Origin of the sequence: Pseudomonas sp. UBT (assembly GCF_050915955.1) — a bacterium.
GTDB lineage: Bacteria > Pseudomonadota > Gammaproteobacteria > Pseudomonadales > Pseudomonadaceae > Aquipseudomonas > Aquipseudomonas antarctica_A.
This window is the reverse complement of the sequence record NZ_CP168079.1, coordinates 3,281,430-3,294,518: the sequence shown is the minus strand read 5'-3', so window position 1 is coordinate 3,294,518 and position 13,089 is coordinate 3,281,430. Positions and strand designations below refer to the sequence as shown.

The window sequence follows — 13,089 nt, the reverse complement described above, 5'->3', positions numbered from 1 at the left end:
TTCTTATAAAGCTAACCTTGGAGCATGCATGAAAAAGTCCCTGGCCATTTTGGCTGCTGTCCTGTCGTTCAATGCGTTCGCCAACGAGAAATTGGTGGTGGGCGCGACCCCTGTACCTCACGCGGAAATCCTCGAGTTCGTCAAACCGGTATTGGCCAAGGAAGGTGTGGATTTGCAAATCAAAGTCTTCACCGACTTTATCCAGCCCAACCAGCAATTGGCGCTGAAAAACATCGACGCCAACTATTACCAGTACCGCCCGTTTCTGGATGATTACAACAAGACTCGCCACACCGACCTGGTGCCGGTGGTGGGTGTGCATATCGAACCGTTTGGTGCTTACTCGACGCGGATCAAAAACATTGCTGAGCTCAAGGACGGCGCCACCGTGTCGATCCCCAACGATCCGGTCAACACCGGGCGCGCGCTGGTGCTGCTGGATGAAGCCGGGCTGATCAAACTCAAGGACCCAAGCAACACCTTGAGCACACCGCGCGATATCGCGCAGAACCCCAAGCACCTGAAAATCCGCGAACTGGAAGGCGCCTTGCTCGCGCGCTCGGTGAGCCAGGTGGACCTGGCATTTGTGTTTGCCAATTACGCGTTGGAAGCGGGGATCGATACCAACAGCGCGTTGATTGTGGAGAAGGGTAAATCGCTGTACGTCGAGTACCTGGTTGCGCGACCGGACAATATCAACGACCCGGGTATTCAGAAGTTGGCCAAGGCGTTGAATTCCGAGGCAGTGCGCCAGTTCATTTTGACGCGCTACAAAGGCCAGATTGCCCCAGGCTTCTGAGCCTGGCAAATCACATTGATCGCATTCCCAAGTCAAGATGCGGTGGTGGGCTCCAGCAAATGGGCACCCGGCCCACGCTCCCCGAGTTGATCATCCTGATTACGCAAGGGGCACGCGTCCAACGACAGGCACCCACACCCAATGCACCCACTGAGTTTGTCGCGCAGCAGCAACAACTTGTTGATGCGATCATCCAGGTCCTCTCGCCACAGCGCCGACAAACGTTCCCAATCCTGCTTCGTAGGAGTGCGCTCATCCGGCAAGGTCTGCAATGCCTCGCCAATGGTCGCCAGCGCAATCCCCAAGCGCTGGGCAATCTTGATCACCACCACCCGCCGCAACACATCCCGTGGGTAGCGCCGCTGGTTGCCCGCATTGCGATTGCTCTTGATCAGGCCCTTGGATTCATAGAAGTGCAGAGCCGTGACCGCTACGCCACTGCGGGCGGCCAGTTGGCCGACGGTGAGTTCTTTAGTGAGCATGAAAAACTCCGAATCAATGCTTGACCTTGACTTAACTAGAGGTTTTACCCTGCGTGGCATCGAATCGCAAGATTCTGCTTACAGAGAAAGGGGAGTGTTCATGCAGGTATCAGAGAAGAATCGCAGCTTCACTCAATTGATCGAGTTTCAGATCGAGCCCCGGCAGCAGTTCGCCCTGGTAGCGGCCTTGTCTACCCAAAGCGAGCGCCTGGCCCAAGGCCACGGCGGCTTTATCAATGCGAGTGTGCAGGTCAGTGAAGACGGGCGGCGGGTGCTCAATTACCTGCAATGGCGCTCCCGCGAGGACGGTGAGGCGGCGTTTGAATGTTTTGAGCACGGCGAGGAAGATTTCTGGACGCTGATTCGCGCCCACCAGGCCACGGCGGTGACCTTTGGTTCGTTCCAGGTGCTGCGCAGCTTTGAGCGCAGTCATGACAACGCGTTGCACTGTCGCCTAAATGGATAAGTGCAGCATCCGCTCGCCTTGCACGTTCTCCCCTGGGCGGCGTTTGTTCACCGCCAACTCGCCGATCTTGATCAGGCGTGTGCGCGTGACGTTGCGGCTCAGGCCCAGCAGGCTGGCGGTGTGCACCTGGTTGTAATGGCTGAAGCGGTAGGCGGCGCGCAATAACGCATCCTCGACCTTTTCATGCAGGGCGCCGGCCTGTTCCTCGAACAGCTTTTGAAAGGCGCGCGCCAGCAACGCTTCTGCGCTGTTATCGCTGCCGTGCTGGCTGTCGTCCTGGCGCTCGATGCGCAGGTTCGACAGGCGCAGATCATCGCGTTCGATCACGCCGTTGCGGCAGATCAGCAGGGTGTGGTGAATCACGTTTTCCAGCTCGCGAATATTGCCCGGCCAGCTGTAGCTTTTGAGCTTGTGTTCGGCCTCGCGGCTGATGGTGATCGGGCCATAGCCCAGGCGCTGGCTGTAGGCTTCGATGAAATGCCGGGTCAGTGGCAGGATGTCGCCGGGGCGCTCGCGCAGCGGGCTGAGCTCGAGGCTGACCACGTCGAGGCGGTAGTAGAGGTCTTCGCGAAAGTGCCCGGCATTAATCGCCTTTTCCAGTTGCACGTTGGTCGCTGCCAGCACGCGCACGTCGATGGGAATGCTTTTGCGCGAACCCAGGCGCACCACCTCGCGTTCCTGTAATACGCGCAACAGTTTGACCTGGATCGCCATCGGCAAGTCGCCGATCTCATCCAGGAACAAAGTGCCGCCATCGGCTTCTTCGAACCAGCCGGCCTTGGCGCTGAGCGCGCCGGTAAAGGCGCCCTTTTCATGGCCGAACAGTTCGGCCTCCACCAGCGATTCGGAAAATGCCCCGCAATTCACCGCCACGAACGGCCGGTTGCGCCGTGCGCTGAGGTTATGAATATGGCGCGCCACCAGCTCTTTACCGGTGCCGGTCTCGCCGATGATCAGCACGCTGGCTTCGCTGGGTGCCACTTGCTGGATGTGATCGAGCAGCGCCTGGGATTTCGGGTCTTCGAAGACCTGGGCCGTGGCGCGAATCGACGTCGCGAGGGCGGGCGAGGGCGGTAAGGTTAAAAGCTGCATGGGCACCTCTCTTAAGAGTAGAACGTTGGAATCGGCAGAGACTGGTTGAGCGCCCAGTCCCCGAGTTCGTGGAGCTTGTAGTCCACCGGGTCGTGCAAAGTTTGCGTGCGCAGATTGCGCCAGTGGCGGTCCAGGCGCAGCGAGGCGTGGGTGGAGCGCGCGCCGGTGACTTCAAACAGACGGCTGCACAACTCCAGGCCTTGGCGGGTGGCGGCGACTTTCGCGGTGGCGATCGCAATGGCCAGTTGGCCGCGTTCGTGTTCACTGAGGTTGGGGCCTTTGGCCCAGGCCTGATCGAGCAGCTCGGCAGCGCGTTCCACCAGCAGGCGCACGCCTTCCAAGGCTACCCAGAACTCGCCGTAATGGTGCAGGACGTAAGGGTCCTGGCGCACGTTGTCGGCCGAGGATTTATGCCATGAACGGGTTTCGGTCAGGGTGTAATGGCGCGCTTCTTCAAATGCGCCCTCGGCAATGCCGAGAAACATATGCGTGAAGGTCAGTTGCGCGATCAGCGGGCGCAGGCAGGCGAAGGGCGTGCTCAGTGGGCCTGGGTCGAGCAGCAATTCCGACTCCTCGACGCGTACCCGTTCGAAGCTGGCGCTGCCGCTGTCGGTCTGACGCTGGCCGATGTTGTTCCAGTCGTTATGTAGGGTGATGCCACTGCGCCCGCTGGGAATGGCGGCAATCAGCAGTTTGCCGCCAGCGCTTTCATCCACGGCTGAGGCAATCAGCATTTCCGAATCGCTGGCACCGGAGCAGAAGCTCTTCTTGCCGGAGAATTCACGCCAGCCGCCAAAATCCTTGACCACCGTGCGCGTGTCCAGCGGGTTGAGGGCGTTGCCCCAGAACCAGTTTTTGCGTGCGGTCTGTTCGAACCAGGGCTGCCATTGGTCCGGACGCGCAAACAGGCGCACGGTGGCGAGCATCAGGTGGTGGAAACCGAAGACGTGCGCGATGGAGCTGTCGACCTTGGCGAACTCGCGAACGATGCCCAGGGTTTCGCTCCAGCGTGCACCGAGGCCACCGTATTGGGTGGGAATGCTCAAGGCCAGCAGGCCGCTTTGGCGCAGGGCGTCCCGTTCGGTTTTCGGTGTGCCGCCACGCTCATCGCGCTCGACGGCGGTGAGGGCAAATTCGGCGGCCAGCAGTTTGGCGGTCTGCAACGGCGATGGCAGGACGCTGTGGGGTTTGGCTGTCACACGATGTTCCTCAATATCGGTTTGGCGATGAAGGCCAAATGTGGGAGCGGGCTTGCTCGCGAAAGCCGTGTGTCAGATGGCAAATGAATTAACTGAACTGACGTATTCGCGAGCAAGCCCGCTCCCCATAAAGCAGATTCAGCGCGCTCAGGCCTTCGTTGTGGGCAGCACATCATTGGCAATCATTTCGCCAAACGGGCCCGTGAGGTTGGTGACGCCACGCCCGGCAAGGCTGGCGTAGGGTTCCGGCAACAGGGGGAACACCAACTCGGCAAAGCGATAGGCTTCTTCCAGGTGTGGGTAGCCGGAGAAGATGAAACTCTCGATGCCCAGGTCGGCGTACTCTTTGATGCGCTCGGCCACCTGCTGCGGGTTACCGACCAGTGCCGTGCCGGCACCGCCGCGTACCAGGCCGACGCCGGCCCACAAGTTGGGGGCGATTTCCAGGTTGTCGCGGCGCCCGTCGTGCAAGGCGGCCATACGGCGCTGGCCTTCGGAGTCAAAGCGCGAGAAGGATTTTTGCGCGGCGGCGATGGTTTCGTCGCTGATGTGCTCGATCAGTTTGTCGGCGGCTTTCCAGGCGTCTTCTTCGGTCTCGCGCACGATCACGTGCAGGCGGATGCCGAACTTCACGGTACGGCCGTGGCGGGCGGCACGTTCGCGGACATCCGCGAGTTTTTCCGCAACAGCGGCGGGCGGCTCGCCCCAGGTCAGGTATACGTCGACCTGTTCGGCGGCCAGGTCGTGGGCGGCGTCGGAAGAACCGCCGAAGTACAGCGGCGGATACGGCTTCTGCACCGGTGGGTAAAGGGCCTTGGCATTCTGTACGCGCAGGTGTTTGCCTTCGAAGTCCACCGATTCGCCCTGCAACACTCGGCGCCAGATCTGCAGGAACTCGTCTGAGACTTCGTAGCGTTCGCTGTGGTCGAGGAAACTGCCGTCGCCCCGGTTTTCGTCGGGGTCGCCGCCGGTCACCACGTTGATCAGCAAGCGGCCGTTGGACAGGCGATCCAGGGTAGCGGCCATGCGCGCCGAGACCGTGGGCGAGATAATGCCCGGGCGAATGGCGACCAGATAACGCAGGCGTTCAGTCAGCGGTACCAGCGCTGAGGCGATAACCCAGGAGTCTTCGCACGAGCGGCCGGTAGGAATCAACACGCCGTAGTAACCGAGGCTGTCAGCTGCTTGTGCGACTTGTTTCAGATAGTTGAGGGTGACCGGCCGTGCCCCTTGGGTGGTGCCCAGGTAATGACCGTCGCCGTGCGTTGGCAGAAACCAGAAAACATCCATGACAAATCCTTAAGCGATTTTCAGCAGAGAAGGAGAGTGCGCGGCAAACAGTGGCGCTGCGCGTTCTGCGGCAAGGCGGATGCGGCCCTTCAAGGGCTCGCTGGTTATTTGGTAGTCGGTGAAATCAGCTTCAGTGGCGTACACGCCGATCGGCAAGGTCAGCGCTTGGAAGAAGCTGAACAGCGGGCGCAGTTGGTGCTCGAGGACCAGTGCGTGGCGTTCGCTACCGCCGGTGGCCGCGAGCAACACCGGTGTGTTGATCAACGCGTTCAGGCCGACCAGATCGAACAGGTGTTTGAGCAGGCCAGGGTAGGAGCCGCGATAGACCGGTGCGGCGACGATCAGCAGGTCGGCCTGTTCGATGGCCAACAGTTGGGATTCGACCTCGGCCGGCAGTTCGTCACGCGACAGGGCACCGCCCAATGGCCGGGCGATGTCGCCCAGTTCGATCAGTGTGGTCTGGATTGGCAGCAGGCTCGCCAGTTCGGCCAGCACGGCTTGGGTCAGCACCAATGTGCGGGAGGGGCGCCAGGTTCCGCCGGAGAGGGCAACGACATTCAGGGGACGGGTCATGAACAGTTCCTTTTTCAACAGTGGTTCATTGCAAGAGAAGTGAAACGTCTGAGCAAGAGCTGTACCAACGGCTGGAAGCCTTGATTTACATGGGCTGCGAGCTCACTGCTGAAAAAGCTGCTGTTGTCGGCCTGGTGTTTTGTTGAATGACTGTTGCGTGGGCAACAGTTGCGTGGCGAACAGTGTTAGTCGGTGTGCAGCCAGTTATAGAGGGTTACGGTTATTCCGTAAATGAACGTATTTCCATATTTATAGATCTTAAATGAATATGCCTTTCGCCCTATCGAAGGGGTCTGAACGGTTGATAGCGACTATCACGGACGGTGATTTTTCACCGTGCGAGGGCGGGAGTAGCCTGTGTTCATTGACTCGAAACCTCCTTCGCAGGGCCTTCACCATGAACCATTTTCTGGCTGTTTCCTTAATAGTTGTCAGCTCCGTCCTCGCCGGTTGTGCGACCCATCCATCACCAGAATCGCGCCCCTACACCGCAGAAGAAACCAAGCAATTGGCTTTGGAGGCCTTGGGCCGTCGTGGCCTGTCCTTTGATGAGTATCAGCAGCAGCGCGCGGCACTGACCGGCCAGCCGCAGAAGCCCTTCGGCTTTGATCACCAGGGTGAAATGAACGCTGAACGCAGTGTGGTGTTGCATGGTCGTCCCAGTTGAGCCCGCGCCGAGCGGTAAAAAGCCCGAGGATTCCCTTAAGGAACCTCGGGCTTTTTGTTTGCCATGGGGTTACTTCAGCCTGTTAAGCTGAATTTCAGGAGCGTTCCTACGCACATTTAAATAAAGTGGTCCTTCTTTAATGGCATTCGATCGGTTAAACCTGACGACCTCTGTTCCGGTCCATGCCCCCGAGACGCTGCTCTTGGGAATACGCTCTGCGAGTCTTAAACGTCATGAATAAACGTCCGTTGTATTTCGACTACGCCGCCACCACGCCGGTGGATGAGCGGGTCATCCAGGTGATGGTCGAGTGCCTGGGCTTCAATGCCAACTTTGGTAACCCTGCGTCCAGTTCCCATGCGTTCGGCCAAGCGGCCCGGCAAACGGTTGAACAGTCGCGCCGCCAGGTGGCCGAGTTGGTCGGTGCCCAGCCCGAGCAGATCGTCTGGACGTCCGGCGCCACTGAATCCAACAACCTCGCGATCAAGGGCGTGGCCCAGGCGCGTGGTGTGGCAGGTGGGCATGTCATCACCAGCCAGATCGAACACAAAGCCACGCTGGACACTGCGCGGCAACTGCAGGAAGCCGGGGTGGCCGTGACCTACCTGGTGCCGGATGCCGAAGGGCTGATCAGCGCCGAAGCGGTGAGCGAAGCGCTGCGCGAAGACACCTTTCTGGTGTCCTTGATGCTCGTGAACAATGAGTTGGGCACTCTGAACGATATCCCCGCCATTGGCGCGCGGGTGCGTGAGCATGGTGCGTTGCTGCATGTGGATGCGGCGCAAGGTGCGGGCAAGGTAGCGATCGACCTGGCTGAGTGGCCGGTGGATTTGATGTCGTTTTCCGCGCACAAGCTTTACGGCCCCAAGGGCATCGGTGCGTTGTACGTGGGCCCTCGTGCCCAGCAGAAAGTGTTGGCGCAGATTCACGGCGGTGGCCACGAGGGCGGGTTGCGCTCCGGCACGCTGGCGACACACCAGATTGCGGGTATGGGCACCGCGTTCGCTTTGGCGGCAGCGTCGTTCTCAGCAGAAAAGGCCACTATCGTCGCCTTGCGTCAGCGCCTGTTGGATCAGTTGGAGTCGGTAGCGGGTGTGCGCCTCAATGGCAGCCCTACGCAGCGCATTCCACATACGCTCAGCCTCACGTTCAGTGAAGGTGAATTCAATTCCTCCGCATTGAGCGCAGGCATCGCCTTTTCGGCAACCTCGGCGTGCAACTCGGCGAGCAATGCGCCGTCCCACGTGCTTCTTGCCCTTGGCCATGACGCACGTAGCGCCGGCCGCACCATTCGCTTGAGCCTGGGTCGGTTCACCACCGAGCAGGACATCGACCAGGCCGTGCAATTGATCAAGGCCGCACTCGCCAGTGCACCGGCGTTCTGGGCCGTCTGATTTGTCATGCGCAGTACATAACAATTATTAGTGGTTAGCAGGAGACACAATGAGCACTCAGCCTTTGACCCATGGAACCGTTCCCCAGCGCCTGGCGCTTACCCGCGAACTGATGAGCCGCGAGGGCATCAACGCCCTGTTGGTGCCGTCGGCCGACCCGCATTTGTCCGAGTACTTGCCGGGTTACTGGCAGGGGCGGCAATGGTTGTCCGGCTTTTATGGCTCGGTAGGGACGTTGATTGTCACCGCAGATTTCGCCGGTGTTTGGGCCGACAGCCGTTACTGGGAACAGGCGACCAAGGAACTCAAGGGCAGTGGTATCGAGCTGGTGAAGTTGCAACCGGGCCAGCCCGGCCCCCTGGAATGGCTGGCCGAACACACCCCGGAAGGCGGTGTGGTGGCGGTGGATGGTGCGGTGATGGCCGTGGCGTCGGCGCGTACCCTGGGCGGCAAGCTGGCGGAGCGCGGCGCGCGCTTGCGTACCGATATCGACGTGCTGAATGAAGCCTGGCACGACCGCCCCGCGTTGCCGGCCCAGCCGATCTATCAACATCTGCCCCCGCAGGCCACCGTCAGCCGTGGCGAAAAACTCAGCGCCCTGCGCGCCAGCCTGAAAGAGAAGGGCGCCGACTGGCATTTCATCGCCACCCTGGATGACATCGCCTGGTTGTTCAACCTGCGTGGCGGTGATGTGTCGTTCAACCCGGTGTTCGTGTCCTTTGCCCTGATCAATCAGCAGCAGGCCACTTTGTTTGTCGCGCTGAGCAAGGTCGATGCCGAACTGCGCGCGATACTGGAGCAGGATGGCGTGACCTTGCGCGACTATAGCGAAGTGGCGGATGCGCTGCGTGCCGTGCCGTCGGGTGCCAGCTTGCAAGTTGATCCGGCGCGTGTAACCACCGGGTTGCTGGAGAACCTCGACGCGGGCGTCAAACTGGTCGAGGGGCTGAACCCGACTACGCTGGCCAAATCCCGCAAGAGCCTGGCTGACGCGGAGCATATCCGCCGGGCCATGGAGCAGGATGGTGCGGCGTTGTGCGAATTCTTCGCTTGGTTGGACAGTGCGTTGGGCCGCGAGCGCATCACCGAGCTGACCATCGATGAACACCTGACGGCAGCACGCACCCGTCGCCCTGATTATGTATCGCTGAGTTTCAACACCATTGCTGCATTCAATGCCAACGGTGCGATGCCGCATTACCACGCCACTGAAGAAGAGCATGCGCTGATCGAAGGCGATGGTTTGCTGTTGATTGACTCGGGCGGCCAATACCTGGGCGGCACCACGGATATCACGCGGATGGTGCCGATCGGCACGCCGAGTGAGGAGCAGAAACGCGACTGCACGCGGGTCCTCAAGGGCGTGATTGCGCTGTCTCGTGCACACTTCCCCAAGGGCATTCTGTCGCCGTTGCTGGATTCGATTGCGCGTGCGCCGATCTGGGCTGAAGGTGTGGACTACGGCCATGGTACGGGTCACGGCGTAGGCTATTTCTTGAATGTGCATGAAGGCCCGCAGGTGATCGCCTACCAGGCCGCCACTGCGCCGCAGACGGCGATGCAGCCGGGGATGATTACTTCGATTGAGCCGGGCACTTATCGCCCAGGTCGTTGGGGTGTGCGCATTGAGAACCTGGTATTGAACCGTGAAGCCGGCAAGACCGAGTTTGGTGAGTTCCTCAAGTTTGAAACGCTGACCTTGTGCCCAATCGACACGCGTTGCCTGGAGCCATCGTTGCTGACGGTGGACGAACGCGAGTGGTTCAACGCCTACCACGCCGAAGTGCGTGAGCGTTTGAGCCCATTGCTCAGCGGTGCTGCGTTGGAGTGGCTGCAGGTGCGTACCGCGGCTATTTGATCGGTAAGCGCCGCTTGCGATTTGCTCGCAAGCGGCGTTCAAGGTCGGTTGGCTATCAATGTCTAGCTTAGGGCTTCGCGCACAAATTCCAGACGGTCCTGACCGAAGAACATGTCATTGCCTACAAACATGCTGGGCGCCCCGAAAACGCCGCGCTGAATGGCTTCTTCGGTTTTGTCCTTGAGGGCTGTTTTTACGCTTTCATCGTTGGCCAGGGCCAGCACTTCCTCAGGGTCGAAACCTGCTTCGGTCAGAACCGCAGCCACGCCAGCCGGATCGCCCAGGTTGCAACCTTCGACCCAAAGGGCGCGGAAAAGGCAGTCGATGAAGGCCTGGAAGCGTTCTGGCTGACGTAGTTGTATACCGGTAACGGCTCGCATCAGCACCAAGGTGTTGATGGGGAAGTGCGGGTTGAACTTGAGCGGCACGTTGTAGCGTTTGGCGTATCGCGCCAGGTCATTGAACATGTAACGACCTTTGGCTGGCACGGTGATTGGCGAGGCGTTGCCAGTGGCCTTGAACACGCCACCCAACAGCATCGGCTGATAGACCAGTTGCGTGCCGGTTTCGGCGCATAAAGCCGGCAGTTGGGTGTAGGCCAGGTAAGTGGCCGGGCTGCCGAGGTCAAAGAAGAATTCCAGGGTTTTACTCATGGTCGATACTCGCTGCTTATTGTTGTTCTTTATTGGGCGGTAGACGCGCCTACCAGGGTTCATTCCAGGGGCGCAGGTCCAACTCAAAGGTCCAGGCGTCGCGTGGTTGGCTGTGCAGGTACCAATAGTTGTCGGCGATGTGTTCGGGATTGAGGATGCCGTCCTGATCTTTCAGGGCGTATTTCTGCGGAAAATTGTCGCGAATGAAGTCGGTGTCGATAGCGCCGTCAACCACCACATGGGCGACATGGATATTCCTGGGGCCCAATTCTCTCGCCATGCTTTGTGAGAGGGCGCGTATGCCGTGCTTGGCGCCGGCAAATGCGGCAAACCCTGCCGCACCGCGCAGCCCGGCGGTGGCGCCGGTGAACAGGATGGTGCCTCGGTTACGGGTCACCATACGTTTGGCGACTTCGCGAGCATTCAGGAAACCGGAGAAGCAGGCCATCTCCCATATCTTGAAGTATTTGCGGGCGGTCTCTTCCAGGATGCTGCAAGGCACGTTGGCGCCGATGTTAAAGACGAATGCTTCGATGGGCCCCAGTTCGGTTTCGATCTGTTCGATCAATGCGATCACGTCTTCCTCTTTACGCGCATCACAGGCAAAGCCATGAGCTTCGCCCCCCGCCGATTGGATACTGTCCACCAAGGGCTGCAACTTGTCGGCACTGCGACGGGTGACGCAGGCCACATAACCTTCACGGGCAAAGCGCTTGGCAATGGCGCCACCGGTTGCATCACCGGCACCCACTACCAATACGATTTTCTTGTTGTGTGTCATGGAAACTCCATTGGCTCGATTGTCGAGCAGGAGTGTAGACGCGGCTTCGCGAATGGCCGGGTTGAGGGCGAAATTTAAGAGGGTGGAGCAGTCGGACGTGGACTGCTCGGGCGGTCATTTACAGATGACGATCATGCTGCGGCTGGTGTAGCCGGCAGGGTTGATGCCGAAAGGATAGTCCCCCGGCTCTTCGGAGTTGTCACCGGACTTGGCGATAACCCGGTAGCCCTTGGCACCGCATGAATTGGTTGCACTGGTGTAGCACTGGTCCCAGGAAGAGGACAGGCCTGAACAGTTGATATGCAGCCCTTTTTTGCCCCGTTTCACTTCTGTCTTGGAGGTCGCCGCACAGCCAGCTATGCCCACGACCATTAACAGTATCAAAATTCGTTTCATCACTATCCTTAATAGCCGCTTCGCAAAAAGGCTCGATGCAGGCTTTACGCGCTCTCGATTGTAGCGTTCAGCTGTCCGTGTCGAAATTCTCCATGAAAGACATTCGCTTACGGCCTAAACATGGCCTAAATGAGCGGCAAATGCCAGAGCTACCTTCGATGAGGATCAATCCGCGGGTACCAGCGGTTTGGATTCATTGCGCATGGTCAGCGTGGCGCCGACGGAGGCCAGAATGATGCAAGTGATCGCCATCCATTGCGTGAGGGACAAGTATTCTTGTAGGAAAAACAGGCCGGAGAGCGCGCCGAATGCGGGCTCGATGCTCATCAAGGTGCCGAAGGTACGGGCAGGAAGGCGGGTGAGAGCGATCATTTCCAGGGTATAGGGCAGGGCAGTGGATAAAATGGCAACACCGAGGGCGACGGGAATCAGCGCAGGCGTCAGTAATGCGCTACCGGCATGCACGATGCCGATCGGCGCAACGAACAAGGCGGCGATCATTACCCCGAGTGCTGCCGTTTGCACACCGTTGTCGTTGCCGGCCTTCTGACCAAACAGAATATAGAGTGCCCAGCAGACACCTGCGCCCAGTGCGTAGGCGACGCCGATCAAATCAATACCGCTGCTGGCTTCCCCCGTTGGGATCAGCAACAGAAGGCCCGCAATCGCGAGGCCAATCCATAGAAAATCCACAGCTCTGCGAGAGGCGTAGATGGCGACGGCGAGTGGGCCTGTGAATTCCAGCGCTACGGCGATGCCCAGGGGGACTGTGCGCAAGGACATATAGAAGAGGAAGTTCATGCCGCCCAACGCCATTCCATAGACGACGACAGTGCGCAGGGACTTTGCCGTCAGCTTGGCGCGCCATGGACGTAATAGAAGCAGCATGATGACACTGGCAAAAATCAGACGCAGGGTGGTGGTGCCCTGCGCGCCGACGATGGGGAACATGCTTTTGGCCAGCGAGGCACCGGATTGGATGGAAGCCATGGCGATCAACAGCAGGCCGACTGGAAACAATGCCGAGGCCAGGCTGCGCGGTGGGGTGTTCATTGGGGGTGTTCGTCCGAAGTCATAGTAGAGAAGCAGAACGCGTATGATGCTTAACTGACCTGCTTTGAGCAATATATTGCTCAGCTGTTCGTTTTGGCTCTCTATATAGAAGGGGTTTGTAGGTTTTTCGACTGTTTGATAGAGAATCCAAATTAAGGGTTGACGGCAAATTCTGGAAGTCTATAATTCGCCCCACTTCCGGCGCAGTCGAAACGGAAAACTCCTTGGTAAACAAGAAGTTATGCGGAGTTCGACAGCGAGTTGCTTCAGTTCATCGAAGCCCAGAAGGAGTTGGTAGGGCAGTGTTGTTTGGCTCTATTAACGTTTCGATCCTCTCGGTCGAAAGCGGAGAAAAAGAGGTGTTGACAGCAGCGTGTAACGCTGTA

At 59.2% G+C, this 13,089-nt stretch carries 14 protein-coding genes; 5 read left to right on the top strand and 9 right to left on the bottom strand.

The features are described 5' to 3' along the window. The first annotated feature begins 28 nt into the window (after nucleotides 1-28). Nucleotides 29-799, top strand: coding sequence for a MetQ/NlpA family ABC transporter substrate-binding protein (locus ACDZ94_RS15025; protein WP_221294356.1), 771 nt, complete (start codon nucleotides 29-31; stop codon nucleotides 797-799). 32 nt (nucleotides 800-831) lie between these two features. On the opposite strand, the gene soxR is transcribed toward ACDZ94_RS15025, so the two are convergent. Further along, on the bottom strand, nucleotides 832-1,281 hold the full coding sequence (soxR, locus tag ACDZ94_RS15020; RefSeq protein WP_064451695.1) for a redox-sensitive transcriptional activator SoxR: 450 nt from the start codon (nucleotides 1,279-1,281) through the stop codon (nucleotides 832-834). A gap of 100 nt (nucleotides 1,282-1,381) precedes the next feature. Between soxR and ACDZ94_RS15015 the strand changes: the two genes are divergently transcribed. Continuing rightward, nucleotides 1,382-1,747, top strand: coding sequence for an antibiotic biosynthesis monooxygenase (locus ACDZ94_RS15015; protein WP_221294357.1), 366 nt, complete (start codon nucleotides 1,382-1,384; stop codon nucleotides 1,745-1,747). Here the strand turns inward: ACDZ94_RS15015 and ACDZ94_RS15010 are convergent. The 4 genes from ACDZ94_RS15010 to msuE form a co-directional block, all read right to left on the bottom strand. Then, nucleotides 1,736-2,839 carry a sigma-54 interaction domain-containing protein gene (locus ACDZ94_RS15010; protein ID WP_064451697.1) on the bottom strand — a complete coding sequence of 368 codons (1,104 nt, stop codon included), beginning with the start codon at nucleotides 2,837-2,839 and terminating at the stop codon, nucleotides 1,736-1,738. The genes ACDZ94_RS15015 and ACDZ94_RS15010 overlap by 12 nt on opposite strands. An 11-nt stretch (nucleotides 2,840-2,850) precedes the next feature. Next, a complete protein-coding gene (locus ACDZ94_RS15005; protein WP_064451698.1) occupies nucleotides 2,851-4,038 on the bottom strand; it encodes an acyl-CoA dehydrogenase family protein in 1,188 nt (395 codons plus the stop codon). 147 nt (nucleotides 4,039-4,185) lie between these two features. Next, nucleotides 4,186-5,328, bottom strand: a complete 1,143-nt coding sequence (ssuD, locus tag ACDZ94_RS15000) for an FMNH2-dependent alkanesulfonate monooxygenase (RefSeq protein WP_128590218.1) — start codon at nucleotides 5,326-5,328, stop codon at nucleotides 4,186-4,188. A gap of 9 nt (nucleotides 5,329-5,337) precedes the next feature. Continuing rightward, nucleotides 5,338-5,901 carry an FMN reductase gene (gene msuE, locus ACDZ94_RS14995; RefSeq protein WP_262667469.1) on the bottom strand — a complete coding sequence of 188 codons (564 nt, stop codon included), beginning with the start codon at nucleotides 5,899-5,901 and terminating at the stop codon, nucleotides 5,338-5,340. Between the two features lie 397 nt (nucleotides 5,902-6,298). Here msuE and ACDZ94_RS14990 point away from each other — a divergent pair, with 397 nt between their 5' ends. From ACDZ94_RS14990 to ACDZ94_RS14980, 3 genes are all read left to right on the top strand, one after another. Beyond that, complete coding sequence (locus ACDZ94_RS14990; protein ID WP_128590215.1) at nucleotides 6,299-6,568, top strand: hypothetical protein; 270 nt, start codon at nucleotides 6,299-6,301, stop codon at nucleotides 6,566-6,568. A gap of 233 nt (nucleotides 6,569-6,801) precedes the next feature. Next, nucleotides 6,802-7,962: a cysteine desulfurase family protein gene (locus tag ACDZ94_RS14985; protein WP_064451701.1), complete on the top strand. Its 1,161-nt coding sequence runs from the start codon at nucleotides 6,802-6,804 to the stop codon at nucleotides 7,960-7,962. Nucleotides 7,963-8,011: 49 nt separating this feature from the next. Then, nucleotides 8,012-9,820 (top strand): aminopeptidase P family protein, encoded by a 1,809-nt coding sequence (locus tag ACDZ94_RS14980; protein WP_064451702.1) that lies wholly within the window; start codon nucleotides 8,012-8,014, stop codon nucleotides 9,818-9,820. Nucleotides 9,821-9,882: 62 nt separating this feature from the next. Here the strand turns inward: ACDZ94_RS14980 and ACDZ94_RS14975 are convergent, their stop codons facing one another. The 4 genes from ACDZ94_RS14975 to rhtA all read right to left on the bottom strand — a co-directional run bounded on the left by ACDZ94_RS14975 (nucleotide 9,883) and on the right by rhtA (nucleotide 12,703). Further along, nucleotides 9,883-10,473 carry a 2-hydroxychromene-2-carboxylate isomerase gene (locus ACDZ94_RS14975; RefSeq protein WP_064451703.1) on the bottom strand — a complete coding sequence of 197 codons (591 nt, stop codon included), beginning with the start codon at nucleotides 10,471-10,473 and terminating at the stop codon, nucleotides 9,883-9,885. Between the two features lie 49 nt (nucleotides 10,474-10,522). Beyond that, complete coding sequence (locus ACDZ94_RS14970) at nucleotides 10,523-11,254, bottom strand: SDR family oxidoreductase (RefSeq protein WP_432750384.1); 732 nt, start codon at nucleotides 11,252-11,254, stop codon at nucleotides 10,523-10,525. A gap of 114 nt (nucleotides 11,255-11,368) precedes the next feature. Then, a complete protein-coding gene (locus tag ACDZ94_RS14965; RefSeq protein ID WP_064451705.1) occupies nucleotides 11,369-11,650 on the bottom strand; it encodes a hypothetical protein in 282 nt (93 codons plus the stop codon). 165 nt (nucleotides 11,651-11,815) lie between these two features. Next, a complete protein-coding gene (gene rhtA / locus ACDZ94_RS14960; RefSeq protein ID WP_259762787.1) occupies nucleotides 11,816-12,703 on the bottom strand; it encodes a threonine/homoserine exporter RhtA in 888 nt (295 codons plus the stop codon). Between the last annotated feature and the right edge of the window lie 386 nt (nucleotides 12,704-13,089).